The following is a 26,601-nucleotide window of genomic DNA, read 5'->3' as shown; positions in this document are numbered from 1 at the left end:
TGGATGTGTCTAAGTTTTCTGTAGAAAACTTGACATGTAGCGCCAGCCATTTGCCGAAGGCAAATTTTGCATGGCTGGTGTTCAATGGAAAGGAGAATATAATTATGGAGATCAGAAAAGCGACAGCAGAGGATTTTGATATTGTATTTGATTTTATAGAGAAATTATGGACATATAATACATATGACAGGGAAGAAATACGCAAAGTATATATGGACGTCATAAATGACGAACGCAGCTTTGCGTTTTTATTATGGGATGAAGGCATTTGCAGAGGTATGTGCCATGGAGACTATTTCAATACATTCTGGATGTCGGGGCTCACATGCTATGTGTCAAGTCTCATAACAAGAGAGGAGGACCGTGGCAAGGGATATGATGTGGCACTCCTGGATCATGCAAAGGAGCTTGCAAAGCAGAGGGGATGCAAGGCTATCACCCTTGATTCCGGACTTCCGAGGACAGGGGCACATGGCTTCTACGAGCACTATGGCTTTGAAAAGAGCTGCTACGGCTTTGAGATGATGATATAAATTATCTGTTGAGATTTGAAAGGAGACAAATATGTGTACAGCAGCGACATATAAGACAAAGAATTTCTATTTTGGAAGAACACTTGATTATGAATTCTCGTACGGCGATGAGATCACCGTGACTCCGAGAAATTACCCGTTTGAATTCAGATATATGGGCAGGAAGGACAGCCATTATGCCATGATAGGAATGGCACATGTGGCGGGTGGCTATCCTCTCTACTATGATGCTATAAATGAGAAGGGACTTGGAATGGCAGGCCTGAATTTCGTTGGAAATGCCGCGTATCAGGAAGTGGATGAGAGCGGTGACAGGGACAATGTAGCCCAGTATGAGTTTATTCCATGGATACTCGGAAGCTGTGCCAGTGTAGGTGAGGCAAGGGTGGCACTGGATAGGATGAACCTGACAGGAACACCGTTTTCCGAGCAGCTTCCTACAGCGCAGCTCCACTGGATCATCGCGGACAGAAATGGCGCCATAACAGTGGAGTGCATGGCTGACGGACTTCATGTGTATGAGAATCCTGTTGGGGTTCTCACGAACAACCCGCCATTTCCGCAGCAGATGTTCCTGCTCAATCAGTATATGGGACTGTCACCAAAGCAGCCTGTGAACACATTTGCACCTGAGGTTGGATTGAGCACTTACAGCCGCGGCATGGGAGCCATAGGACTTCCGGGGGATCTGTCGTCCACGTCGAGATTTGCCAGGGTGGCATTTGTGAAGCAGAACAGTCTGCCTGCGGATTCTGAGGTTGAGAGTGTAAGCCAGTTCTTTCACATACTTGGCTCTGTGGATCAGCAGAGGGGCTGCTGTGAGGTTGCGCCTGATAAATATGAGATAACCATATACACATCCTGCTGCAATGCTGACAAGGGAATATACTATTACAATACCTATGAGGGTCATCAGATAAATGCAGTGGATATGAACAGGGAGAATCTGGACGGCGCAGAGCTTGCCAGATACCCTCTTATCCAGGGGGAGAATATCAATTGGCAGAACTGATGTATGTGGCTTACAAGGGAGAAAGGATGCTGTATGAGTAAAAGCAAGGTTACAATAAAAGAAATAGCGGATATGGCAGGGGTGTCCATAGCTACAGTTTCCCACGTCATCAACAGGACTAGGTACGTCAGACCTGAACTTGTGGATAAGATAGAGAAGATCATTGTAGAGACAGGATACCAGAATAAGATAGCTGATAAGGAGAGAAAACTGCTGGTTGGACGGGAGTCCACGATAGTTGCAGTCATTCCAAACATTGAAAGTACTATATACAGAGATATGGTAGCTTATGTGAAGCAGCTTGTCAGTGTGCAGGGATATCAGTTCCTTGTGGCGATAACAGACAATGATCTCAAGGAGGAGGCGCAGGTGCTTGCCGGACTTCTGGTCAACAAGAAGGTTGCCGGTATCATACATGCGCCGGTGAGCGATGTGGCATCTAACTACACAAAACTCATACAGTCGGGTGTTCCATTTGTCTGCGTGGAGAGAAATATACTTGGATCAGGGATAGACTCGGTTGAGTTTCGCGACCGTGAGGCTATATTTAAGGGCGCAGATTATCTGCTTGCGAGTGGACACAAAAATGTTTTGTTTTTCAGAGAGAGTACGGACAGTACCACCAGGGATGAGAGAACAAAAGGTTTCCTGAATGCTCTGGAGAAATACAATATAAATACAAATGATGCAAACATTGTTGATGTGACGTTGGAAAAAGGAGAGGATGACTGCATGCTGGCTATTCAGAAAGCCCTGCGCAGATACAGGCCGACCGCTGTACTTGCGGGGGGAAACAGAATAACTCTTTATCTTATGAAGACACTGAGAGATATGGGAATCGACTGTCCGGGAGAGATATCTGTGGTTGGATTTGGTGATGAGAGCTGGTCTGAACTTACTTATCCACCTCTTACAATACTGAGAAGAGATGTGAAGGGACTAAGTGCCAAGGCTGTTGGGATGTTGTTTGAGAAGATCAATACGGGAGTTGCCATATCGCATGACTGTTATGCAGATGTAGAGCTTGTAGTCAGAAAATCCACAAAAATGCTTGACAATGGACCATTTGGAGATAAAGCGGCAGCACCGGATTCGGTTGTACTGACAAAAGAAGAGAAACACAGACTAAAGGCAGGACATTTCAGGGTTGCGATCTCTTTCCACTATACCGGAACGTCTTGGGCAGAATTGCATGAGAAGGGAATTCGGGAGGAACTTGAGCAGTTTGGAATAGATGTGGTGTCGGTTATGGATGCGCACTTTGACTCGGAACTGCAGAATGCACAGCTCGATGGCATAAGACTTCAGAAACCGGATGCAGTTATAGCTATTCCAGCGGATGACAGCCGTACCAGAGAAAAGTTTCAGGAGCTTTCAAAGGTGTCAAAGCTGGTGTTCATAAGCAATGTTCCGGAGGGGATGTCCAAGAACAGCTATGTGTCCTGTGTATCAGTAAATGAGTCGGAGAATGGAACGAACACGGGAAGAATGTTGGGAGAATATTGTAAGGAAAATAAGAAAAAAAAGGCAGGTTTTATTATTCATGGCGCGGCATTCTATGGAACAAGAGTCAGGGATAATGCTGCTGAGAGAATAATCAAGGACAGTTACCCGGATATTGACATAGTGACGATCAGGAGCTTTGGAGAAATATCCAATGCATATCAGGTAGCCAAGGATGTGATAACTGCCAATCCTGAAATTGAGGCAATGTATGTGAGCTGGGATCGCCCAGCGCTTCTGGCTATAAAGGCGCTCAAGGAGCTTGGCAGGGAGGATGTGGCGGTGTTCACAACTGATCTTGACCATGGTATAGCCCGGTGCATGGAAGAAGGAATAGTCAAGGGACTCAGCACGCAGAGACCATACGAGCAGGGAAGAGCGGCTGCGGCAGTTGTTGCCAAGTCCCTGGTAAGTGAAGAACAGCTTCCAAAGTATGTGGGAGTTCAGCCGTATCAGGTCGAGCCAAAACAGCTCAGGCTTGCATGGAAGGAAATCTTCCATGAGTCCATGCCGGACAGACTTGGGTGATATGACATCCGTCAGAGAGAAAATTGTATCTTTCTGGCGGATTTTTTGCGTTTACACACAAGACCTTGGAAGATTGTATCTTTTTCGCCTGAGAAGTTCCCAAGGATACAATTTTGTGTCCAAGTTGCTGTAACCACACCCAAAAGAGAAAATTCCCGGGGAAGTGGTACCGGAGACAAAGGACAAGATTACAAGATACAAGGTGACAAGTAACGGGTGTCAATCATACACTACAAATCCCATAAGTATGACATATCGTAAAATATTTACGTAAAAAATAATAAAAGACCTGCGAACCCTATAATGCAATCGAGTGTTATTTGTACATAATGACGAATAAGCAATAAATAAAACACTTGATATTGACAATAACCGACAAAGGTTATATCATCAAAACATGCAAAGGACGAAAAACAGTTTAAAATTTACGTAAATTAAACCGGTTGTAAACAGTTTTTCGACAACGAGTTAGCAAAATAAAACGCATGATATTGGAGGTAAAAATTATGAGAAGATTTAAAAAGTTATTAGCAGTTGGAGCATGTCTGTGCATGTCACTCAGTTTACTGGCAGGTTGTGGATCAGGTTCAGGGAACGCTTCGGGCAACGGTTCATCTGAATCAGGTACAAAACAGGAGAGCACAAAGTCATCTGACCTTTCATTTGCATTCTGTACAAACACACTCAACAACACATTCCAGAGTTCGATCGATGCCAAGCTCAAGGAGCTCTGCGATGCGAACGGAATATCATATACATGCCTTGATCCTGACTACGATCTGAACACACAGCTCAGCCAGTTATCAGACGTGGCAAATAGTGGATACGACGCAGTGTTCATCATCCCAGTTGATTCAGCAGGTATCACATCTGGTCTTGCAGAGATCAAAGATGCAGGAATCCCAATCTTCAATGTAGATACAGCAGTTATCGAGGATGACATAGAGAACTTTGTAACACAGTTCGTTGGAACAAATGCATACATGGCAGGACAGCTTGTAGGTGAGCAGATGGTTAAGGATTATCCGGATGGAGCAGACATTGCGATCCTTGACTTCCCATCAAATGAGAGCTGTGTAGACCGTGTAAATGGTTTCCTCGATGGTCTCGGTGACAACAAGGACAAGTTCAATATTGTGGCACAGCAGGATGGCGAGGCTGCACTTGATGCATCAATGAGTCTTGCAGAGGATATCATCACAGCAAACACAGATCTTCAGGCATTCTTCTGTATCAATGATCCTTCAGCACTTGGCGCTGCAGCAGCAGTTAAGGCGGCCAACAAGACAGGTCAGATTGGTGTATACAGTATCGATGCTTCACCAGATGGCAAGAAGGCACTCCTCGACGGCGAGTTCACAGCAGTTGCATGTCAGGTTCCTGTACAGATTGCTGAGTACGCATTCAACGCAGCACAGAAGTATGTGGGCGGAGATACAACGATCGACGAGAAGAAGGTATATCTTGACTCACACCTCGTACTCAAGGATGAGGCTGAGCAGACAGTTAACGATTGGCAGTAACAGCACGGGGCTGCCCCCGGCTGGACATACATGACACAACGTAGGTGTATATAATACGGGAGAGACCGGGGATCTTAGATCTCCGGCCGAGATCCCGAAAAAGCAGGATAACAAAAGATCTATTTTAGAAACTTGGAGGTTTAATATGGGACAGACAGTTCTGGAAATGATAGGGATAAAGAAAAGCTTCTCCGGAATATATGCTTTAAGTGGCATCGACTTTTCCCTTGAGCTGGGAGAGGTACATGCACTGCTCGGTGAGAATGGTGCAGGAAAGTCCACACTGATCAAGGTCCTCGGCGGAATTTACCAGCCCGACAGCGGAATCATCAAGGTAAATGGCAAGGAGGTCAAGATCAACGGAGTTCCGGCTGCCAGAGAAAATGGTATAGGAATAATACATCAGGAAATCGTACTTGTTCCATATCTTTCGGTGGCACAGAATCTGTTTCTCGGCAGAGAGATAAGGACAAAGCTCGGAACGCTGGACTTTGCAGAGATGAACAGAAGAGCAGAGGAGATGATATCATCCCTCGGTGTGAATATAAAAGCAGACACTATAGTAGAAAATCTGACCATCGCACAGCAGCAGATGGTGGAGATCGTCAAGGCGGTCTCATTCAACGGTAAGATCATAGTTATGGATGAGCCTACCTCATCACTTTCAAATGAAGAGGTGGAGCAGTTATTTGAGATTATTGAGAATCTCAGAAAGAAACAGGTAAGTATAATCTACATCTCCCATAGAATGGAGGAGCTCTTCAGGATATCTGACAGAGTTACCGTCATCAGGGATGGTGCATACGTAGGAACAAAAAAGACATCAGAGACAAGCCCGAATGAGCTGGTTGCGATGATGGTAGGAAGAGATCTGGAGAGCTTCTATGCAAGAGATTACTGCGACATGGACAAGGCAGAGGTTGCTCTGGAGGTAAAGAATCTTTCCCAGACAGGTGTCTTTGAAGATATAAGTTTTTCGGTACACAAGGGCGAGATCCTGGGCTTCTCAGGTCTGGTCGGTGCCGGACGAAGTGAGATCATGGAGGCGGTATTTGGCGCGACACGGCCTACATCGGGAGAGGTGATACTCGGAGGAAAGCCGGTTCACTTCAAGAATCCAATGCAGGCTATCAAGGCAGGCATAGCACTGGTTCCGGAGGACAGAAAGAAACAGGGACTGGTACTCGGCAACAGCGTGGCATTCAACCTCACACTCTCATCCCTCAGATTCTATATGAATGGAATCGCAATAAGCGAGAAGAAGCGCGGCGAGGTAATAGACCATTATTCACAGAGACTTAGGATAAAGGCGGCATCGCCAGAGATTGAGGCGGGCAGCCTGTCAGGTGGAAACCAGCAGAAGGTGGTTCTGGGCAAATGGCTCGCGACCAAGCCGGATGTACTTATTCTGGATGAGCCGACCAGAGGCGTGGATGTAAATGCAAAATTTGAGATATACACAGTAATCAATGAACTGGCAAAGGAAGGCATAGCGATAATCATGGTATCCAGTGAGCTTCCTGAGATCATCAACATGTGCGACAACGTATGTGTGGTCAGAGCCGGAAGACTCGTGAAGAAGCTGTCAAAGGACGAGCTCTCACAGGAAGAGATAATGAAATACGCTGCAGGAGGTATCGAATAATATGGGCGAGACAAAGAAGAATTCAAAAGCAACTTCTATATTAAAGAACAATCCCCTGACATCCATAGTCAAGGGCAACATAGGAATCATAGTGGTTCTGATAATCATGTGTGTGGCGGTAGCACTTGCCACGGACAAGTTCCTCACGACCAACAACATCATATCAGTGCTTAGACAGATATCGATCAACACATACATAGCACTTGGAATGACACTGATAATAATACTTGGACACATTGACTTGTCAGTTGGATCGATAGTAGCCATGTCTGGAACCCTGACCGTAGGATTTATAGTTAACCAGGGACTCCCTCTCGGCGTTGCCATAGTAGCAGGACTTCTGGTTGGTACAGCAGCGGGCTTTATAAGTGGTTTTATAGTTGCTAACTTCAAGGTGCCAGCATTCATCATCACAATGGCCATGATGAACATAGCAAGTGGTATAGCTTATGTCTACACAGGTGGACAGTCAACACGTATCACCAACAAGATCTTCATCGAGATCGGAACAGGATACCTGTTCAATGTGATCCCACTCCCTGTAGTGTACATGGTAGTGCTCATCATACTGTTCAGCTTCATCCTCAGTAAGACAAAGTTTGGAACATATGTATATGCGATAGGTGGTAACCGCGAGGCTGCAAGACTCTCAGGTGTACCTATCAAGAAGATAGAGATCATAGTATTTACAATATCTGGACTTCTCTCAGCATTTGCAGGACTTGTACTTTGTTCAAGAATGTACTCAGGCCAGCCTTCAGTAGGAAGCGGATACGAGCTTGATGCCATCGCAGCCTGCGTACTTGGCGGAACATCCATGACAGGAGGTAAAGGAAGGATCAGTGGAACCGTATTTGGTGCCATGGTCATCGGAATCATCTCAAATGGTCTTAACCTTATCGGAGTGTCATCATACTGGCAGCTCATCATCAAGGGTCTTATCATCGCATGTGCGGTACTCCTTGATGGACAGAAGGGCAAGCTTGAGCTTCTCAAGAAGAAGAAACTGGCAGCAAACTAGTAGAAAGAGAGGACTGATAATATGGAGATTTTTAGAAAGATGTCCTTCGCGGATTCCACGGGAGATGCAATACCTTTCTACCACGAGGGCAAATATCATATATTCTCACTGACTTCCCCTCCGGGAACAACAGTGTACCCGGCAAGACTCAGAACAACATGGAGCCACAGTGTATCAGATGATCTGGTGCACTGGGAGGAGCTTCCTACAGCGCTCTATCCGGGCGAGGGCGACGAGCCGGATGCATCAGGAGTATGGACTGGATCAGTCATATACGGCGAGGGCAAATACCATGCATTCTATACAGGCTACTGCCTCACCGCAGAGTATCAGCAGACCATATGCCACGCTACAAGCGACGATGGAATCACGTGGGTGAAGGATGCAGCCAATCCGGTCATCACACCTATGATAGAGCTTTACGAGAAGCTTGACTGGAGAGATCCATATGTATTCTACAATGAGGAGGACAAATGTTACTGGATCCTCATATCAGCGAGAAGGTTGGATATGCCGATAACCAGAAGAGGATGTATAGTTCTCTACAGATCAAAGGATCTGGTCAACTGGGAATATTACGGACCGATATATTCACCGGGACACACCAACTGTCCTGAGTGCCCTGAGATGTACAAGATGGGAGACAATTGGTATCTCTCATACTCAAGATTCTCAGAATATGTAAATACAATATACAGAGTTGCAAAGTCACCATTTGGCCCATGGAGAAAGCCAAAGAAGGATGGCATAGGCGGAAGAAGATTCTACGCAGCCAAGTCCATGCAGGATGATGACGGCAGACGCTTCTACTTCGGTTGGGCTCACGACAGAGCAGACAGAAGCGACAGAGGTGAATGGTACTGGGGCGGAACCTTCTGCGTGCCGCATGAGGTAGTTGCCACAGCGGATGGAGGACTTGACGTAAAGCTTCCAAAGGAATATGAGCATGTATTTGAGAAGCCTGTGGCATGGGATTACATCCCTGTACTTGGAAATGCAGAGCTTCACGGAGACAGACTGGTTGAGATGGATTCAGTAAGCACATGTACATACGGATTCCTTGGACACAACGAGGAGAGCTACATGCTGAAGTGCAAGATCATGCCTAGAGAGGTGTATGACCATTTCGGTATACTGCTCAAGTCAGACAAGGAAGCAAGCGGATGCCTTCTCCTTGAGTTCGATGTGGCCATGCAGAGAGTGTCACTGGTAAATCTTCCTATGGGAGTTGACCCGTTCTGGGTTCAGTCCTGTCAGGCTGTGCCTCCTGCAACGGAGCCGGGCCCTGATGGAGTCAGAGTGTGCGAGAAGACATTTGACATAACAGAGGGCAGCGAGATAGATGTGAAGATCATCGTTGACCATGATATGGTGGAGGTATTTGTCGGAGAACAGGTGGCGTTTACATACAGAATATATGCGAAGCCTGAGTTTGAGACGGGACTTCTGGCACAGGATGCAAGAGTAGAATTCTATGACATAGAGATCACAGGAAAGTAAAATTCACAAGGAGGATCCAACATGGAAAAGAAATATGATGTTGTGGCTCTTGGTGAGTTCCTGATAGACTTTACCCCTGCCGGAAGCACTGATTCCGGGATGAAGCTCTTCGAGCAGAATCCCGGAGGAGCTCCGGTGAACATGCTCACGGCAGTCAGCAAGGCCGGACTTAAGACCGCGTTTATAGGAAAGGTCGGGGATGACATGCATGGCAATTTCCTTGTTGAGACGGCAAAGCAGGCAGGGATAGATACCAGAGGTATAGTTGTCGATGACACGGTATTTACCACTTTGGCATTTGTCACTCTGGATGAGAACGGAGAGCGTGAATTCTCATTTGCCAGAAAGCCGGGAGCGGACACGATGCTCTGTTACAAGGAAGTGGATGCCGACCTGCTAAGAGACACAAAGGTGTTCCATATAGGTTCGCTGTCTCTCACGGATGAACCGGCAAGGACCACCACGTTTCAGGCGGTGAAGGAGGCAAAGAAATACGGCGCGGTGATATCGTATGATCCGAACTACAGAGCACCGCTGTGGGACAGCAGAGAAAATGCGATGGAGAGGATGAAGAGTATTCTTCCATTTGTAGATATAATGAAGCTTTCGGACGAGGAAACAGCGCTACTCACACCATTTTCCGATCCGGAAGAGGCAGCAGAGTATCTTCTGGGAAGCGGCGTCAGACTTGTTGCGGTCACCCTGGGAAGTGAGGGTGTGCTGATATGCAGCAGGGATGGAAGCCGGAAGGTTCCCGGATTCGTCAGCCATGTGGTAGATACGACGGGGGCTGGAGATTCATTCTGGGGAGCATTTGTATCACAGCTTGTCAGAGCGGATAAGAGACTGGAGGAGTTCAGTATAGATGAGCTTGCAGAGTGTGCAAGATACGGAAATGCGGTTGCGAGCCTGTGTGTCGAGAAGCGCGGAGGACTCAGATCGATTCCTGAAGAGAGCGAGACATTTGAGAGACTCACAGTAAAGTAAGTGTACTACAATTTTTCACATAAAATTTTCCCTTAACCCTGAAGGCCGGAGAGTTTCCGGCCTTCTTTTTTGTACAATCTAACATTTGGACAGTATAACCATTCAAAAGTGCATTGACTCATAATTCCATTTCCTATAATATGTGGCTGGTGAACAAAAAAATAATCATATATACCACATATTATTAGGAAGAGGAATAAATATGAAGAGTAGATTGACGAGAAAAGAAATGCTTCCGCTTGTGGGAATGACCGTCTCGGCGTTCATATTCAACACATCGGAATTTATGCCAATTGGCTTGCTGACAGACATTGCAAAGTCGTTCAGCATATCGGAGTCGAAGGCGGGAATGCTTATCACAGTGTATTCGTGGATAGTCATGCTGTTGTCCCTGCCGCTCATACTTCTTGTGTCGAAGATAGATTTCAGGAAGCTGTTCATGGGAACGATCGCATTGTTTGGAATATGCCAGATCATGTCCGTGATCGCGCCGACATACGGAGTGCTCATGGCATCGCGTATAGGCGTTGCGTGTACCCATGCGATATTCTGGTCGATAGCTTCACCGGTTGCCATAAGACTTGTAAATGAAGAACACAGATCATTTGCACTGAGCATGGTCGTGACTGGAACATCCATAGCTACTATAGCCGGACTTCCGCTTGGAAGACTTGTTGGACAGTATATGGGATGGAGAGTTACATTCCTCATCGTTGGAATCATAGCATTTGCGGTTCTGGTGTACATGGCATTTGTATTCCCTAAGATCGCAAGCGGAGAGCAGTTCCATGTGAAGGATCTCCCTGCTCTTCTGAAGAATCCGGTGCTCATCTGCCTGTATATTCAGACGATACTGTTCGTGCTTGGATACTACACGGTGTACAGTTATATAGAGCCGTTTATGCAGCAGGTTGCAAAGCTCCAGAACAATGTCATCACTGTAGTGCTCCTGATATTTGGAGCGATGGGACTTCTCGGAAGCTATCTGTTCTCAAAGCTTTATGACAAGCACAGATTTGCATTCATCGGTACAGTCATGGCAACTCTTCTTGTGTGGCTGCTGCTTCTGCTTCCGGCGTCAAAGACGTTGGCGACCATGGTACTCCTATGTGCATTCTGGGGAATAACAGCCATGGCGTTCAATGTGACCACGCAGTCGGAGGTCATCAGAAGTGTTGATGAGAAGGGTTCCGCAGTGGCGACTGCCATATATTCAGGACTTTTCAACCTCGGTATCGGAGGTGGAAGCTGGATCGGCGGAATTGTGTGCGACAAGGGCGCGATATCATATATCGGTTTTGTAGGTGCGGTGTTCGCGGTTATATCGGTGCTGTTCTTTGCATTTGTACTTCTAAGAAAATTGAGACAGAGTGTGAACTGACAGAGTATTTGCATATAATTAAATGTAATTGAAATATAATAGCGCGGCAGTGCTGGCATGCGGGTTCGGCTTGGAACATGGCATGTCAGGACTGCCGTTTTTTAGTAAGTTTCAAATAATGGGTTGACATATTATCAAAATGATAATATCATACAAATAACCGGGAGATATTATCAAAACGATAATAATGGCGGCGGTGAGGGCACATGTATATGTACTTATATGCTTTATAAGGAATCCGCGCCTTTGTGGATTCCCTCATGAAAGCAGAAAGTTGAATGTGAAAAGGAGAAAAAATTATGGACAAAAACAAGAAAAAGACACTTATAGTAGTTGATATGCAGAATGATTTCATTGATGGGGCACTAGGCACAAAGGAGGCAGCAGCCATCGTGGAAAATGTGAAAGCAAAGATAAGAGAGTATGCTGACCGCGGGGATGAGATCATCTTCACAAGGGATACGCATTATGAGGACTACATGGAGACAAACGAAGGTCGTCATCTCCCGGTTCCGCATTGTATAGAGGAAACTGAGGGCTGGGAGATCGCAGCTGGTCTTGAAGTCCCGGGAGCTATATACATCAACAAGACCAGCTTTGGATATACAGGATGGGGGGACTTCGACCTTCAGGATGTTGAGATGGTAGGTCTCTGTACGGATATATGTGTCGTGTCGAATGCTCTGATCATCAAGGCTCTGTACCCGGATATAAATGTCAAGGTGGATGCGAAGTGCTGTGCCGGGGTGACACCGGAGAGTCATGAGGCTGCGCTTGCCACCATGTCGATGTGTCAGGTGGACATAATCAGATAACGGCGGAAATATAAAGGAGGATGAAGCATACGTATGAAGACATATGAGATGAGTGACGAAGAGAAGGAATTCCTTGCCGGATATGACCTGACAAAATATGACAGGCCATCTGTTGCCGCGGATGTGGTTGTATTTTCAGTTATGAAGGATGACGAGTGCGAGGATGTAAGAAGACTTCAGGAGAAGAAGCTCAAGATACTACTGATAAGAAGAGGTGGATTCCCATATAAAGGAAGCTGGGCTATGCCCGGTGGGTTCTGCAGAAAAGGTGAGGATGTCATAGATTCGGCCAGAAGAGAGCTTTGCGAAGAGACCGGTATAGGAGATGCATATGTAAAGCTTGTCGGAGTGTATGGCGAGCCGGGCAGAGACCCGAGAGGCTGGGTCATATCATCAACTTATATGGCACTTATGAACGCCGGAGCCTGTAGCCTTAAGGCAGGAGATGATGCACAGGATGCAAGATGGTTTACGGTTGAACTGACAGAGGTGTCAGGCACAGGCGAAGAAATTGCGAAAAATGAAGTTGAAGCTCATATAAAGTCCAAAACGGGAAAAGATACAGGCTGGTCCTCAAGAATGCAGACTCTGATATAAAACTTACTGCAGTGCTGCGCAGAACAGATATGAGCTCATGCGGACGAAGCTCGGACAGTTACTATATAGAGGAATGTGAAGGACTGGCATTTGACCACGCAAGAATCATAACGGAAGCGGTGCTCGGACTGCGGGAGGATGTCAGGAGAGATATGAAGCTGGCATTTGACCTGCTGCCGGATAGATTTACACTCACTGAGCTTCAGAATGTATATGAACAGATATGGGACATGGAACTTACCACACCTAACTTCAGAAGAAAGATTGTGGAATATGTTGAGGAGACTGATGCATATCAGTCCGGTGAGAGATACAGACCTGCCAAACTGTTCACACGAAGGAATGATGCAAGGAAGTAGAGACTATAGTGTAGTGGATTGATGTTTAAAAGGGAGGAATGAATAGATGACATTTAAGAAATTTATAAAAAATGAGATAGAGGGCTGGAAGAAGCTGGAGGTCACCTGGCTGCTTATCGCATGTGCAGTCATCGTGGGGCTGTCCATATATTGGGATGATACGGTTATGGGGATCATATCGTCCACCACAGGCGTGGTCTGTGTAGTGTGCACGGGAAAAGGAAAGTTGTCAGCGTACATATTCGGTCTTGTGAATACTGTGCTTTACGCGGTTATATCGTATAAGGCTGCACTGTACGGAGAGACGATGCTCAATGCGCTATATTATGTGCCTATGCAGTTTGTTGGATTCTATGTGTGGTCAAGGCATATGAATGATGAGACGCATGAGGTCAGAAAGAAACACATGAAGGCGGTGGGAAGGATATTCATGGTGCTGGCGGTGGCACTTGGCACATTTCTGTATGGGCTGCTGTTAAAGAGACTCGGGGATGCCATGCCATTTGTGGATGCGTTTACAACGGTTTCATCGGTTGTGGCGATGGTTGTATCTGTAAGAATGTTCGCGGAGCAGTGGTGGATATGGATTGCGGTAGATGTGTTTACAATATATATGTGGGCACAAAACTTTGTGAGTGGCAATGACAACATAGCAACGCTGCTCATGTGGATAGTGTACCTTGGAAATGCCGTTATTATGTGTGTCAGATGGGAACGTGAGGTCAGAAGAAATCGCCTGGACGAAGTACACGTTTTCGAAGACGGCACGGCAACAGAGTAAGGGAGGCTGACAAGTTATGTATAGATATAAGGTAGGAATGTATGGGGGTTCGTTTGATCCGCTTCACATAGGACATATCCACGACATCATACGTGCTGCGGCGATGTGTGAGGAACTGTATGTGATGATAAGCTGGTGTGAGGGCAGAGAGTCTGCCTCAAAGGAACTGAGATATCGCTGGATACTTAACAGTACAAGACATCTGCCAAATGTGAAGATAATCATGATAGAGGATAAGGCGGTCTCAAAAGAAGAATATAATACGGATTATTATTGGGAAAAGGGAGCACAGGATATCAAGGACACGATAGGAAAGCCTATAGATGCAGTGTTCTGTGGTTCGGATTATCTTGGAACCGGCAGATTTGAGAGCCTGTACTGTCCGGAGAGTGAGGTCGTGTACTTTGACAGGGCGGAGGTTCCGGTATCCTCGACAGAGATCCGTGAGTGGGCGACGGCACACTGGGAGTATATTCCAAAGGTATGCAGGGATCACTACGTCAGAAAGGTTCTGGTGGTCGGCGGTGAATCCACAGGAAAATCTACACTGGTTGAGAATCTTGCACTGGCATATAACACAAATTTTGTACGGGAGATAGGGCGTGACACCTGTGAGTATGCGGGTGGAGAGGAGTTCATGGTTGAAGATGATCTGGTGGAGAACTTCATCAGACAGAAGGACGAGGTCCGCAGGGCAGCCAGGCATAGCAACAGACTGTTGTTTGTGGATACCGATGCGCTGACCACAGGATTCTATTGTGATCTGCTCATGGATGATGACGAACAAAAACGCAGGCTCACGGATATGGCAGGTATGATAAATGCAACAAATGAATGGGATCTGGTGCTGTTCCTTGATCCTGATGGAACGGATTTTGTCCAGGACGGGACCCGGAATGAGGATATAATGCGGGAGAGAAGGCATTACAGCGATTTGCTCAAGGCGTGGTTTGACAAGTATGGGGTACACTGTGAGACGATATTGGGAGATTATCTTGACCGGTTCAACACTGCGAAAAAACTGATTGAGGAACGACTTGCGATAACCACTGTATTTTAAATGACAAATGATCATATATATTAACGCCCATGACATGGTTTTTAAAACAACGTGTTGTGGGTATTTTTGCCTGTTTTTTATCGTATTTATGACTATGAATAAAGTACAGATGATGATACAATAGTAAGCAAGAAACGATGATAAGAAAAAGTGGATGTTAAATCGAAAGAAAATGCTAATACTAGATCAAAAGAAAACGCGAATGTAAAAAAGTAATCATAAATATATTGGAGAGGTGGACAAACATGGCAAAGTTTATCTTGAGCTGCTGCTCAACAGCAGATCTTTCAAAGGAGCATTTTGACAAAATAGACGTAAAATATATATGCTTTCACTACGAGCTTGATGGTGTGGAGCATCCTGATGACCTGGGACAGACCATGCCATTTGAGGAATTTTACAGAAAGATGACAGAGGGTGCGGCTACGAAGACCTCGCAGGTGAATTCAGATGAATATTATGATTTCTGGAAACCTTATCTTGAACAGGGGTATGACATACTTCACCTGACATTGTCATCGGGAATAAGTGGGTCTATAAACTCTGCAAATATTGCCAGGGAGGATCTGGAGGAAGAATTCCCTGACAGGAAACTCTATGTGGTAGATTCCCTGGGGGCTTCCTCGGGCTATGGGTTGATCATGGACACGCTGGCAGGCATGAGAGATGAAGGCAGGTCCATAGACGAGCTGCATGACTGGATAGAACAGCATAAGCTGGACCTGAACCACTGGTTCTTCTCAACAGATCTCACGTTTTATATCAGAGGCGGAAGAATATCCAAGACTGCTGGAACGGTTGGCACAATACTTGGAATATGTCCACTTCTCAACATGGATAACGAGGGCAGGCTGATACCGAGATCAAAGATAAGAGGTAAAAAGAAGGTTATTCAGGAGATAGTAAAGCGCATGGAGGAGAATGCACAGGATGGGCTTGATTATTCCGGCAAGTGCTATATATCGCAGTCTGCATGTATGGAGGATGCCGAGGCTGTGGCAAGGCTTGTTGAGGAGAAATTTCCAAAACTTGACGGCAAGGTGGAGATCAATTATATAGGAACTACCATAGGAAGCCATACAGGACCTGGCACAGTTGCCTTGTTTTTCTGGGGCAAAAGACGTCAGGGGTAGGATAATACATTGTGCATTCATTTTTCCACTGCTATAATATAGGAAGAGTTTATATTTATTAATTTTTGATGCGCTTGGGCCGATTTTGATATTTAAGACCGGACGATACGGGCTATGTGGCGAAGGCTGGAGGAGAGAGAATGGATAATACAATTGATAAAAGCTTACAAATGGACAGTCAGATGAAAGAATTCTTCGAGTGCATAAGCGGGGACGCGGATACACAGCAACAGAGAATCCAGTGTATAAGGAATGGTCTTGCTGCTATTGCTGACAGGCTCAGGCTGGGAAAGGCGGAGATTACTGTTGATATTCCGAAAAACAGGTTTATGCCGCTTGGAGAAAGAAGCAGCGCGGTATTATACGAGGAAGAAGGGGCTGAATTGGGTACCCCCGTTGATATAGAGATGAAGATCAGAACCGGTGGTACTGTGTTTATCAAGGATTATCCATATGGTCCGGGTTATTCAGAAGAGGAGATACAGACACACAGGTTTATATTTAGGGAGATATTTATTCAGTACAACCGGACATTGGCTCAGTGCATGCTTGAAAAGATCATGAATACAGATATCAACACGGGTGTTGCCAATCAGAATTCCCTGATGTATTATGCGGTGAATCTGATAAAAAACGGACGGATTGGTGATTATACAGGCATATTTTTTAATATCCACAATTTCAAGTATGTGAATAAGGTTTTTGATTATTCACAGGGAGATGTGATACTTAGAAATTATGCGCATATGGTGAAGTCATATCTTGACAGCGATGAGGAGATAGCAAGGCTTGGAGGAGATAATTTTGTTGTAATCTGTCGTAATGAGAATGCGTCTGATTTTATAAGCAAGATTAAAGATGTTCATATGAGTCATGAGTTCAGATCTGTCAAAAGAGAATTACAGCTGGGAGTTACAGCGGGTATAGCCTGCCTGGAAGGCGTTGATAAGCCGAGGGAAGTTATGGCCAGAACCAGCATTGCGTATCAGGCAGCAAGAAAAACCGGAGCGGGCTCTATAGTGGTATATACAAAAGAGATTCAGAAGCAACTTATGGATGATCAGGAGATTCTGGCTGCTTTTCCCCAGGCACTTGCTGCGGGCGAATTTGTAGTATATTATCAGCCAAAGGTGAGGATTGCGGATAAAAGTATATATGGTGCGGAGGCACTTGTCCGCTGGGTGAGAGATGGACAGGTGGTTACACCTGCGAGATTTATACCGCAGTTTGAGAGAGAGGGCAGCGTGTGCAGACTTGACTATTATATGCTTGAGCAGGTATGCGGTTTTTTGAAGAGCAGACTGGATAAAGGTCTGAAGATTGTGCCTGTATCAGTCAATTTTTCCAGAAGACATCTGGAAGAAGGCGATCTGGTAGAACGAATAACCGGTACCATAGACAGATTTGGGATAGACAGAAGCTATATTGAGATAGAGCTCACAGAAAGTGAGGATTATCAGAATTATGAGATCATGTCCAGCGTGATAGGAAGACTCAAGGAACGAGGCATAAGTACATCTATAGATGATTTTGGTACAGGATTTTCTTCGCTCAACATGATCAAAAAGGTTGACCTTGATACCATCAAGATAGACAAATCGCTGATACCTTTTGACGATGTAAACAATAATAAGCATCAGGATATAGTGATGTTTGCAAGCATAATAGATCTCATAGGCCGGCTCGGGAAAAAGTCAGTTGCGGAGGGCGTTGAGACAACTCAGCAGCTTGACTATCTGGAAAAGCTTGGCTGTGATATAGTACAGGGATATGTGTTTGACAAGCCCCTGCCAAAGGATGAATTTGAGCAAAGGCTGGAATCGGGATATTAAAAAGCGGCAATGGAGCCATATGAACTCCATTGCCGCTTTTTGTGTATGTAGTAAAACGGTAAAATATATATACATGGGGACTTGTTTCTTCACCGGGAAAATGATAAAACTGTTGGGAGGATTGATAAAGAAACACAGCAAAAACTGCTGCTTGAGATGGGGTTTGCCAGGGAAGTGGCTGACCGTGTTATATTTATGGCCGATGGGATCATAGTTGAGGATGGAACTCCGGAGCAGCTGTTCGGGGATCCGCAGAATGACAGGACAAAGGCTTTTCTCAGTTCAATTCTCAACACATAATAGAGTGCCTGTATGTTGTATGCTGTGGCACGGATTAAAAAGAACGAGAGGTTTCACAGATGAAGAGTAGACAGGTAAGGAATTCACTGCTGCTAGTTTTGACAGCTTTTATATGGGGCGTAGCCTTTGTTGCGCAGAGACAGGGAGGAGATGCGGTTGGACCATTCTCTTTCAACGGAATAAGGTCACTGATTGGCGGTGCTGTTCTTATACCGGTCATATTTATAATTGACAGGGTAAAACCATCTGATAGGAAACCGAGTAATAGATCAGATAGAAAGAGACTTGTGATTGGAGGTATATGCTGTGGAACTGTTCTGTTCCTGGCAAGCTCTGCACAGCAGCTTGGACTTTATATGGGAACACCGGCGGGAAAAGCGGGATTCCTCACAGCGTGTTACATATTGCTGGTTCCAATTCTGAGTCTGTTTTTGAAGAAGAAATGTGGCTGGAATATATGGCTTGGAATAGTTATAGCTGTGGTGGGGCTTTATCTGCTTTGTATGAGCAGCTCACTGTCATTTCAGAGCAGTGATCTTATGGTGCTTGTATGTGCATTGCTTTTTGCAGTACATATACTAGTGATAGACCATTTCTCACCGCTTGTGGATGGAGTCAGAATGTCATGTATACAGTTTTGGGTATGCGGGATTCTCAGCATATTCCCGGCGTTTTTCTCGGAGATGCATCATAGTGTGGCTGGAATTGCGGCATGGGTGCAGCCTCTCGGTACATTGAGTGCGTGGATTCCGATACTCTATGCAGGAGTGTTGTCGTGTGGCGTGGCATATACACTTCAGATAGTTGGACAGAACGGACTAAATCCCACTGTCGCTTCAATGATCATGAGCCTTGAGTCGGTATTCTCTGTCATTGCCGGTTGGATCATCCTTGGAGAACGTATGGGGGTAAGACAGCTTGCAGGATGCGGGCTGATATTTGCCGCAATACTTCTGGCACAGATCCCGGTCGGACGAGGAAAGAAAGAGATGGCATGAACGTCTTGAGAGCCGATGATAAAAATACTTTGTTTTCACAAGAAAGAATATGCCGCAGGCGTACATATAACGCTGAAACACTTGAAAAAAATGCGAGTTTTTATTTACTTGCAAAAATGGGTTGACATTAAAATACTTCAGTGCTAGTTTAGGTACCGAACAAAGAGCAAATGCAAAGAACAGAATACGGTCGTCAAAGATCGCATACTTCAGAGAGCCGCCGGTTGGTGTGAGACGGTGTATGTCCTTGATGATTATCCTCTGCGAGCAGTGCACTGAATTCCCTGGTCATGAGATGCCAGAGACATTAGGTGTCACCGGTTTTCTACCGTTACATAGAAACTTATTTCAATAGACAGTGAGTAGTGGTCAGGCGAGATAAGGTCAGAGAGGTCATCCTTTTATGATGGCAAATAAAGTGGTAACGCGGAAGTATACAGGCTTTCGTCTTTATGAGATTGCATAAAGACGAAAGCCTTTTTTTATTTACTCTTTGCAAAAAATGAGATATCGTCATAAGGCGTGAGAAAGGAGAAAGATATGAATAGTTTGGTAATTGTTCTTATCGCAGTAGTAGTTTTAGGTGCTGGCTATCTTGGCTATGGAAGATGGCTTGCAAAGAAATGGGGTGTAGATCCAAATGCAAAGACCCCAGCAGTTGCAAATGAGGATGGCAAGGATTATGTACCATCATCAAAGCTTACAGTATTTGCACATCAGTTTTCATCGATAGCAGGTGCCGGTCCTGTCCAGGGACCTATCATCGCAGCTATGTTCGGATGGGTTCCAGTTTTACTCTGGCTGCTTGTCGGAGGCGTATTCTTTGGTGCAGTTCAGGATTTTGGTTCACTTTATGCATCAGTTAAAAATGGTGGTAAGTCAATAGGACTTGTCATCGAGAAGTACATAGGCAAGGCAGGAAGAAGATTCTTCTCACTGTTCTGCTGGCTGTTCACACTTCTTGTTATAGCAGCATTTACATCGATGGTTTCATCGACATTTAACGGTTTCACAGCAGGCACTGACGGAGCTGTGACAAAGAACTTCAATGGTGCTGCAGCGGCAACAGTTTCAATGTTGTTCATAGTAGTAGCCATGGTATTCGGTGTGGTTATGAAGACATGCAAGAATATGAAGGAGTGGCTCAAAGCTATAGTAGCCATCGTCCTCATCGTTGCAATGTTTGCAGTAGGTATGAAATGTCCTTGGTACTTAAATGGTGACCAGTGGAATTACGTAATCATGGCTTACCTCTTCCTCGCATCAGTTCTTCCAATGTGGTTACTCATGCAGCCAAGAGATTACATGACAACATTCATGCTCATCGGTATGTTAGTTGGTGCATTTGTCGGAGTTCTGGTAGGACATCCTGATATGAACCTGAATGCATTCAATGGTTTCACAGTTGTATCATCAACAGGAGCTAAGAGTTATCTGTTCCCAACATTGTTTGTAACGATCGCCTGTGGTGCGGTTTCCGGTTTCCACAGCCTTGTTTCATCAGGAACATCATCTAAGACAGTAAGAAATGAAAAAGATATGCTTTTCGTAGGTTATGGCGCAATGATCCTTGAGACGCTCCTCGGAGTTATCTCACTTATAGTAGTTGGTGCTGTCGCAGTTGGCGGCAAGGCTCCAGAGGGTCTTACACCTTTCCAGATCTTCTCACAGGGTATCGCAGGATTCCTCGAGAAGTTCGGACTTCCAAACTCAGTTGCAAATGTATTCATGACAATGTGTGTATCAGCACTTGCTCTTACATCACTTGACTCAGTTGCACGTATCGGACGTATGTCATTCCAGGAGCTCTTCATGGGAGACACAACAGATACATCCAAGATGCCTGTATGGCAGAAGATACTTACAAACAAGTATTTTGCAACAGTTATAACACTGTTCTTTGGTTATCTTCTCTGCAAGGGTGGATATTCAAATGTATGGCCACTCTTCGGATCAGCAAACCAGATGCTTGCAGCCCTTGTACTTATAGGCGTAGCAGTATTCCTCAAGGCAACAAACAGAAAGCACGCAATGCTCTACCCACCTATGCTGATAATGCTTGCTGTTACATTTACAGCTATCGTGCTCAATGTAATAGGCAATGTACAGAAGTTCCAGGCTGGAACAGCAACATTCCTTGTAGAGGGACTTCAGCTTATAGTAGCAGTATTCCTTATCGTGCTTGGTATCATCGTGGCCATCACATGTATCAAGAAGCTCGTTCTTATGAAGAAGGAGAATGCTGAGAAGGCAGAGGCTTAAATGATGAGTGGGGGGAATCCCCGATAAAGATTTTAAATATAATAACTACCAAAAAATCAGGCAATTGGTGAAATACCGATTGTCTGATTTTTTATGTTTACATGGCATGGCTGTAACCAACATTAAGGATTGACAGGTTGAAGTCTTTGAAGGAAAATAATAGGGAAAATGAGGGATATCATTCTCTTTGAGATCTTTGGACATCTGGAATAGTGGAGGAAATATAGGTATGATACAGGATATAGAACCACAGAGGTTTAATAATCAATATAGTAACAGGAGAGAACCAGAGGATCACGATATGGTTCTCTCTTTTTCTGAGAAAATGATATTTGCGAAAGTTATGGATAATGAGAACCTGCTTGGGTTTATGACGTATGGAGAACTGCAGAAAATAACCGGATGCGATAGGAAAATAGGGGATCTGGTTTATCTCTTTTCAATAGATGATACTGCATATTTTCTGTGGAATGGAGATAACCGACTGACAGCTCCGGGATATGATTACCGAAGCATGTATAAGACAAGGGCGTGCCAACCGAAGGCTGCGGTGCTTGCGGCGGCTACCGGCTGGCATCTGTCACTGTGGTACAGAACCAACAGGTTCTGCGGCGCCTGTGGAGAGAGAACTGTATATGATGAAAAAGAGAGGATGCTCAGATGTCCGTCCTGTGGCAGGCTGATATTTCCTGTCATAGCCCCGGCTGTTATAGTGGGTGTGATCGACGGCGACAGGATAATACTTACCACATATGCTGGAAGAGAATACAAGAGATATGCCCTGATTGCGGGATTTACCGAGATAGGAGAGAGCGCTGAGCAGACAGTCAGACGAGAAGTCATGGAAGAGGTCGGCATCAGCGTTAAGAATATCACTTATTACAAGTCACAGCCATGGGGCTATGACAGCAATCTTCTCATGGGTTATTTCTGTCAGGCAGACATACCGGAGGGCGGTGATGGACATCTGACCATAGACAGACAAGAGCTTGCAACCGGAGAGTGGGTGAACCGTGATGATATTCCAGACTATCCGGAGCACCTGAGTCTCACACATGAGATGATGGTATACTTTAAAGAGCACGGACAGGAAGTGTTTAAGTGACAAGTAGAGCTAAGATGTAATATCCATTGAATATCCGGACGGGTGGTCATTGTCGTTTTCAAGTTACACACGGAGTTAAGATCGCTGTTTATTGCAGGACGCACTACAAATACCCTACGGGCAGAAAAAAGATTATTTAAGTTTTAAACGGTTGTGTAAATGTATGGAGTTATTGTATTATAGACAAATCGAGGATATGGATACTTGAGAAAAATATGGGAGAATGTTTCTTTATATAATAAGACATTAAAAATGGGCTTATATCGAGAAAAAATGGGTAAATGGAATATGAAAAAGACAGGAATTGTGATATGTGTGCTTGCGGCACTGGTGGGACTTGCGGGATGTTCATCAGTGGTAAGCAGTGATAAAACAGATAGAACCAAATCGGGTATAGAGAGTCAAGGAAAGTTCAAGGTCAATACACCGGATGAGGAGTGGTTCAAGGAGACTGCCCTAGATGTGGCGGCTTCGGTGAACGAACTTGCAAATGATGAAGCTTATATAAAGATAATGGGCGGAAGTGACGAGGTTGCTGAAGTCGCAAGTGACTGGGGGGATAATATAGCCGACACAAGTGGCAAGATTGCAGTTGTGATAATCTCGGATAAAGCAGCAAAATTCATTATGGGGCAGACTGATGGTGAAACGTCCCTGTCCGATACGGCCAGAGACCGTGTTGAAAAAAATGCGTGCTTGGCATTTGGAAATTATGTGACCGCCAGCGCTGGGGGAGCGAGTGCATTGGCGGCCTCATCAATACTTAGGTATGATCAGGCGTATGTAGTAAGTGAACCGGTGCTGGATCAGGTGTGGGTGATCCCAGCTGGGGAGGAATGTGCACTGTGGATAGCCTATAGTAACTGTGGTGACGGAATAGTGAGCGTGAGTGGAAGTTACATGGCACTTCCTGATGGTCAGACTGTGGAGGAGGCTGCGGATTCACTGTTCAGCACGTGGGGGTTAGAAGTAGAGGTGCACGAGTGGTAAAGTCACTTTGATATATGTGTTTTAAATAAACGGCGGAGACAATGACTCCGCCGTTTATTTTGTTTATATTCCGGAGTGCTCCGGCATTTGCAAGAAAATAAAATATGATAAAAATAATAAGCAGCAATACGGAGTTGACTTTTAAGTTTACTTATATACAATAGAAATGCAGGTTATATGTGAAGTATTATTTTGACACCAACAGCGATGGCTATTTATCAAAGAAAGAGCGGAATAATGCAACATTAATAAGTGCGAAATATTGGAAGATCAGCAGTTTTAAGGGAATTAAGTATTTCCCGAATCTTAAGTATCTTGATTGTGGACACAATAATCTCACATCACTAGATCTTTCGGGAAACAAGAAACTGGAAAAACTCAACTGTGATTATAATAAGCTTACAGCTCTGTCGACCGGAAACACACCGAAACTCAGAACATTGTATTGTGGTAATAATAGCTTAAAGACCTTGAATGTAAGCAAGAGCAGAAGTCTTCAAAAACTGTTCTGCAAGCCTAACAAACTGACTAAGCTGGATGTCAGAAAGAATAAAAAGCTTACAGCGAAGGGCGGCATTATTGATGCAGATAAGGGCGTAAAAATTATAAAAAAGTAAATAATATAGCTCTCATAGACGGATTCAGGATGATTTTATAGATATAAAATACAATTATCCATATCATTTTGTTAAATATAGTTGTAAAATAACAATAATGATGTACATGGTATATGGACGGCGATAATAAAGGGCGATAAGCCCTTTATTTCGTGTTATACGGGATTGTTGTATGGTGGTGGTAATAGCGAAGAGAAAGATCTTTCGCCAAGTCACGTAAGGAGGAAAATGAAATGAAACTGAAAAAGATAAAGAGGATGGTTGCAGTGGGAACAGCCATTCTGATGACACTTTCCCTTGCCGGGTGTGGCATCGGCAGTGATTCCGTGAAGCTGGGAGCCGCGGGAGTTGGCGGCGGATACTATGCGTTCTCCAACGCATTTGCGCAGATAGCATCCTCGGAGGATGAGGATCTTGATTTTGAGGTAAAGGCTACTGCAGGCTCCACGGCGAATATCAGGCTTCTGTCCGACGGATATGTGGACATGGCGATAGCCCAGGCGGATCTGGTGGATGCGGCCTACAACGGAACAGGCGCCACGGACAAGAAGAGGTACAGAGGGTACTCGGCAGTTGCCAGCCTGTACACTGAGGCGTGTCAGATCGTGGTGAGAGCTGACTCGGGAATAGACAGCTTGGATGATCTTCAGGGCAAGAAGATTTCTGTGGGTGAGGAGGAGTCCGGTACCCAGAGAAATGCAGAGCAGATACTTAAGATGACCGGACTTGTGGAATCCCTTGTGGACACGGTTAATCTCGATTATGTGGATGCGGCAAATGAACTCAAATCAGGACAGATAGATGCATTCTTTTGTACAGCAGGTATACAGACCTCGGTGATCGAGGAGCTGTCTAAGGAATGTGACGTAAAGCTCATCGGAATAGATGACAAATGCAGGGACAGACTAAAATCCGTGTACGGCTTCTATACGGATTACACCATACCAGCGGGAACCTACGAGGGACAGACTCAGGATGTTGTGACACTCGGTGTCAGAGCAGTGCTCCTCGCCAGGGATGATATGGATGAGAAGATAGTGGAGGAGCTCACAGGACTTCTCTTTGAACATGCGCAGGATATCCAGTATTCAATAGCACTCACCTTCCAGATAGATGAGAGTGAGGCTGTGAAGAACGTGACCATTCCATTTCATGATGGTGCGAAAGTTTATTATCAGAAAAAAGGAATAGAGATCCCGGCTGAACAGTAGTTGTCAGCTGCTGATAATAAATATACTGAATGCGGAAAAGAATATATGCAGATGATATTGGATTAAGAAGGTATCTGATCACGGATGTCTGCATGTGTATATAATATAGATAAGAGAGGTCTTACATGGAGATACAGATAGATATGTATCAGACACTGGCGGTGTCAGTTCTGGTACTTATATTGGGACAGTTTTTGAAGAAAAGAATTAATTTCCTGGAGAAATTCTGCATACCGGCGCCGGTCATAGGAGGTCTGCTTTTCGCAGTCCTGACCTGTGTGTGTTACAGTCTTGGCATAGCAGAATTTACATTTGACGATACGCTGAGAGAGGTGTGCATGGTATTCTTCTTCACATCCGTTGGATTCCAGGCGAATCTCAAGGTTTTAAAGAGCGGAGGAAAGTCGTTGTTCATATTCCTTGGACTGGTTGTGGTGCTTATAGTGTCCCAGAATTTTCTGGCGCTCGGGGTGAGTAAGCTGCTACATCTTGATCCGCTTGTTGGACTCTGCACGGGATCTATACCTATGGTAGGTGGTCATGGAACTGCAGGAGCGTTTGGCCCGGTGCTGGAGGATTTTGATGTCAAGGGGGCAACAACTATATGCACGGCTGCGGCAACATTTGGACTTATCGCAGGAAGTCTTATAGGTGGCCCTATTGGCAAGAGACTCATAGACAGGAAGAAACTTCTGGATACTGCAGTTGCCGAGGACGACAGTATACTGGTTGAGGATGAGAAGAAACATGAGCGTCATACCAATATGTATGCGGCAGCAGTGTTTCAGCTCATCATAGCAGTAGGAATAGGAACCATCATATCGGAACTCCTCACAAAGACAGGACTTACATTTCCTATATATATAGGTGCGATGATCGCGGCTGCGGTCATCAGAAATATCGGAGAG

Annotated in this window: 23 protein-coding genes, 1 pseudogene and 1 other annotated feature; all 24 genes and pseudogenes read left to right on the top strand. The window is 45.1% G+C overall.

Annotation, left to right across the window (positions count from 1 at the left end; translation table 11 throughout):
- The first annotated feature begins 104 nt into the window (after positions 1-104).
- Entirely contained in the window at positions 105-533 is a 429-nt protein-coding gene (locus tag CCU_RS06790; protein ID WP_208896061.1) for a GNAT family N-acetyltransferase, read from the top strand.
- Between the two features lie 31 nt (positions 534-564).
- The gene (bsh, locus tag CCU_RS06785; protein WP_015534064.1) at positions 565-1,545 is read left to right on the top strand and encodes a choloylglycine hydrolase; all 981 of its coding nucleotides are present in this window, start codon (positions 565-567) and stop codon (positions 1,543-1,545) included.
- A 33-nt stretch (positions 1,546-1,578) separates the two neighbouring features.
- Positions 1,579-3,576: a LacI family DNA-binding transcriptional regulator gene (locus CCU_RS06780; RefSeq protein WP_015534063.1), complete on the top strand. Its 1,998-nt coding sequence runs from the start codon at positions 1,579-1,581 to the stop codon at positions 3,574-3,576.
- Positions 3,577-4,082: 506 nt separating this feature from the next.
- A complete protein-coding gene (locus tag CCU_RS06775) occupies positions 4,083-5,099 on the top strand; it encodes a sugar ABC transporter substrate-binding protein (RefSeq protein ID WP_015534062.1) in 1,017 nt (338 codons plus the stop codon).
- Between the two features lie 145 nt (positions 5,100-5,244).
- On the top strand, positions 5,245-6,744 hold the full coding sequence (locus CCU_RS06770) for a sugar ABC transporter ATP-binding protein (RefSeq protein ID WP_015534061.1): 1,500 nt from the start codon (positions 5,245-5,247) through the stop codon (positions 6,742-6,744).
- A gap of 1 nt (position 6,745) precedes the next feature.
- Positions 6,746-7,765 (top strand): ABC transporter permease, encoded by a 1,020-nt coding sequence (locus CCU_RS06765; RefSeq protein WP_015534060.1) that lies wholly within the window; start codon positions 6,746-6,748, stop codon positions 7,763-7,765.
- Positions 7,766-7,786: 21 nt separating this feature from the next.
- Positions 7,787-9,265 carry a glycoside hydrolase family 32 protein gene (locus tag CCU_RS06760; protein WP_008402272.1) on the top strand — a complete coding sequence of 493 codons (1,479 nt, stop codon included), beginning with the start codon at positions 7,787-7,789 and terminating at the stop codon, positions 9,263-9,265.
- Positions 9,266-9,286: 21 nt separating this feature from the next.
- The gene (locus CCU_RS06755) at positions 9,287-10,252 is read left to right on the top strand and encodes a carbohydrate kinase family protein (protein WP_015534059.1); all 966 of its coding nucleotides are present in this window, start codon (positions 9,287-9,289) and stop codon (positions 10,250-10,252) included.
- Positions 10,253-10,454: 202 nt separating this feature from the next.
- On the top strand, positions 10,455-11,633 hold the full coding sequence (locus CCU_RS06750; protein ID WP_015534058.1) for a sugar transporter: 1,179 nt from the start codon (positions 10,455-10,457) through the stop codon (positions 11,631-11,633).
- Between the two features lie 299 nt (positions 11,634-11,932).
- A complete protein-coding gene (locus CCU_RS06745) occupies positions 11,933-12,448 on the top strand; it encodes a cysteine hydrolase family protein (protein ID WP_015534057.1) in 516 nt (171 codons plus the stop codon).
- Positions 12,449-12,481: 33 nt separating this feature from the next.
- Positions 12,482-13,045: an NUDIX domain-containing protein gene (locus tag CCU_RS06740; RefSeq protein WP_015534056.1), complete on the top strand. Its 564-nt coding sequence runs from the start codon at positions 12,482-12,484 to the stop codon at positions 13,043-13,045.
- A gap of 29 nt (positions 13,046-13,074) precedes the next feature.
- A complete protein-coding gene (locus CCU_RS06735; RefSeq protein WP_015534055.1) occupies positions 13,075-13,404 on the top strand; it encodes an NrtR DNA-binding winged helix domain-containing protein in 330 nt (109 codons plus the stop codon).
- 46 nt (positions 13,405-13,450) lie between these two features.
- Positions 13,451-14,185: a nicotinamide riboside transporter PnuC gene (gene pnuC, locus CCU_RS06730; protein WP_015534054.1), complete on the top strand. Its 735-nt coding sequence runs from the start codon at positions 13,451-13,453 to the stop codon at positions 14,183-14,185.
- A gap of 16 nt (positions 14,186-14,201) precedes the next feature.
- A complete protein-coding gene (locus tag CCU_RS06725; protein WP_015534053.1) occupies positions 14,202-15,245 on the top strand; it encodes an AAA family ATPase in 1,044 nt (347 codons plus the stop codon).
- Between the two features lie 245 nt (positions 15,246-15,490).
- Positions 15,491-16,378, top strand: a complete 888-nt coding sequence (locus CCU_RS06720; RefSeq protein WP_015534052.1) for a DegV family protein — start codon at positions 15,491-15,493, stop codon at positions 16,376-16,378.
- 140 nt (positions 16,379-16,518) lie between these two features.
- The gene (locus CCU_RS06715) at positions 16,519-18,210 is read left to right on the top strand and encodes a putative bifunctional diguanylate cyclase/phosphodiesterase (protein ID WP_015534051.1); all 1,692 of its coding nucleotides are present in this window, start codon (positions 16,519-16,521) and stop codon (positions 18,208-18,210) included.
- A 153-nt stretch (positions 18,211-18,363) separates the two neighbouring features.
- Positions 18,364-18,510: pseudogene (locus tag CCU_RS06710) on the top strand (polar amino acid ABC transporter ATP-binding protein); the annotation flags it as partial.
- A gap of 59 nt (positions 18,511-18,569) precedes the next feature.
- The gene (locus CCU_RS06705) at positions 18,570-19,508 is read left to right on the top strand and encodes a DMT family transporter (protein WP_015534050.1); all 939 of its coding nucleotides are present in this window, start codon (positions 18,570-18,572) and stop codon (positions 19,506-19,508) included.
- A gap of 166 nt (positions 19,509-19,674) precedes the next feature.
- Positions 19,675-19,963, top strand: a binding site (T-box leader).
- An 85-nt stretch (positions 19,964-20,048) separates the two neighbouring features.
- The gene (locus tag CCU_RS06700; protein WP_015534048.1) at positions 20,049-21,770 is read left to right on the top strand and encodes a carbon starvation CstA family protein; all 1,722 of its coding nucleotides are present in this window, start codon (positions 20,049-20,051) and stop codon (positions 21,768-21,770) included.
- A 229-nt stretch (positions 21,771-21,999) separates the two neighbouring features.
- Positions 22,000-22,875: an NAD(+) diphosphatase gene (gene nudC / locus CCU_RS06695; RefSeq protein ID WP_015534047.1), complete on the top strand. Its 876-nt coding sequence runs from the start codon at positions 22,000-22,002 to the stop codon at positions 22,873-22,875.
- A gap of 273 nt (positions 22,876-23,148) precedes the next feature.
- Positions 23,149-23,865 (top strand): YgdI/YgdR family lipoprotein, encoded by a 717-nt coding sequence (locus CCU_RS06690; RefSeq protein WP_243017722.1) that lies wholly within the window; start codon positions 23,149-23,151, stop codon positions 23,863-23,865.
- A 179-nt stretch (positions 23,866-24,044) separates the two neighbouring features.
- Positions 24,045-24,482: a leucine-rich repeat domain-containing protein gene (locus CCU_RS06685; RefSeq protein WP_117874924.1), complete on the top strand. Its 438-nt coding sequence runs from the start codon at positions 24,045-24,047 to the stop codon at positions 24,480-24,482.
- Between the two features lie 233 nt (positions 24,483-24,715).
- Complete coding sequence (locus CCU_RS06680) at positions 24,716-25,693, top strand: TAXI family TRAP transporter solute-binding subunit (protein WP_015534045.1); 978 nt, start codon at positions 24,716-24,718, stop codon at positions 25,691-25,693.
- A 125-nt stretch (positions 25,694-25,818) separates the two neighbouring features.
- Positions 25,819-26,601 (top strand): sodium/glutamate symporter (locus CCU_RS06675; RefSeq protein WP_208896059.1); only part of this gene is annotated, 783 nt, incomplete at its 3' end.

It is taken from the genome of Coprococcus sp. ART55/1, from assembly GCF_000210595.1.
GTDB classification, from domain to species: domain Bacteria; phylum Bacillota; class Clostridia; order Lachnospirales; family Lachnospiraceae; genus Coprococcus; species Coprococcus aceti.
This window is presented reverse-complemented; position numbering and strand designations above follow the sequence as displayed.

What these genes read in the sequence shown, in the direction of transcription:
- CCU_RS06790 (WP_208896061.1), top strand. Translation starts at nt 105, where the DNA reads ATGGAGATCAGAAAAGCGACAGCAGAGGATTTTGATATTGTATTTGAT.
- bsh (WP_015534064.1), top strand. Translation starts at nt 565, where the DNA reads ATGTGTACAGCAGCGACATATAAGACAAAGAATTTCTATTTTGGAAGA.
- CCU_RS06780 (WP_015534063.1), top strand. Translation starts at nt 1,579, where the DNA reads ATGAGTAAAAGCAAGGTTACAATAAAAGAAATAGCGGATATGGCAGGG.
- CCU_RS06775 (WP_015534062.1), top strand. Translation starts at nt 4,083, where the DNA reads ATGAGAAGATTTAAAAAGTTATTAGCAGTTGGAGCATGTCTGTGCATG.
- CCU_RS06770 (WP_015534061.1), top strand. Translation starts at nt 5,245, where the DNA reads ATGGGACAGACAGTTCTGGAAATGATAGGGATAAAGAAAAGCTTCTCC.
- CCU_RS06765 (WP_015534060.1), top strand. Translation starts at nt 6,746, where the DNA reads ATGGGCGAGACAAAGAAGAATTCAAAAGCAACTTCTATATTAAAGAAC.
- CCU_RS06760 (WP_008402272.1), top strand. Translation starts at nt 7,787, where the DNA reads ATGGAGATTTTTAGAAAGATGTCCTTCGCGGATTCCACGGGAGATGCA.
- CCU_RS06755 (WP_015534059.1), top strand. Translation starts at nt 9,287, where the DNA reads ATGGAAAAGAAATATGATGTTGTGGCTCTTGGTGAGTTCCTGATAGAC.
- CCU_RS06750 (WP_015534058.1), top strand. Translation starts at nt 10,455, where the DNA reads ATGAAGAGTAGATTGACGAGAAAAGAAATGCTTCCGCTTGTGGGAATG.
- CCU_RS06745 (WP_015534057.1), top strand. Translation starts at nt 11,933, where the DNA reads ATGGACAAAAACAAGAAAAAGACACTTATAGTAGTTGATATGCAGAAT.
- CCU_RS06740 (WP_015534056.1), top strand. Translation starts at nt 12,482, where the DNA reads ATGAAGACATATGAGATGAGTGACGAAGAGAAGGAATTCCTTGCCGGA.
- CCU_RS06735 (WP_015534055.1), top strand. Translation starts at nt 13,075, where the DNA reads ATGAGCTCATGCGGACGAAGCTCGGACAGTTACTATATAGAGGAATGT.
- pnuC (WP_015534054.1), top strand. Translation starts at nt 13,451, where the DNA reads ATGACATTTAAGAAATTTATAAAAAATGAGATAGAGGGCTGGAAGAAG.
- CCU_RS06725 (WP_015534053.1), top strand. Translation starts at nt 14,202, where the DNA reads ATGTATAGATATAAGGTAGGAATGTATGGGGGTTCGTTTGATCCGCTT.
- CCU_RS06720 (WP_015534052.1), top strand. Translation starts at nt 15,491, where the DNA reads ATGGCAAAGTTTATCTTGAGCTGCTGCTCAACAGCAGATCTTTCAAAG.
- CCU_RS06715 (WP_015534051.1), top strand. Translation starts at nt 16,519, where the DNA reads ATGGATAATACAATTGATAAAAGCTTACAAATGGACAGTCAGATGAAA.
- CCU_RS06705 (WP_015534050.1), top strand. Translation starts at nt 18,570, where the DNA reads ATGAAGAGTAGACAGGTAAGGAATTCACTGCTGCTAGTTTTGACAGCT.
- CCU_RS06700 (WP_015534048.1), top strand. Translation starts at nt 20,049, where the DNA reads ATGAATAGTTTGGTAATTGTTCTTATCGCAGTAGTAGTTTTAGGTGCT.
- nudC (WP_015534047.1), top strand. Translation starts at nt 22,000, where the DNA reads ATGATACAGGATATAGAACCACAGAGGTTTAATAATCAATATAGTAAC.
- CCU_RS06690 (WP_243017722.1), top strand. Translation starts at nt 23,149, where the DNA reads ATGGGTAAATGGAATATGAAAAAGACAGGAATTGTGATATGTGTGCTT.
- CCU_RS06680 (WP_015534045.1), top strand. Translation starts at nt 24,716, where the DNA reads ATGAAACTGAAAAAGATAAAGAGGATGGTTGCAGTGGGAACAGCCATT.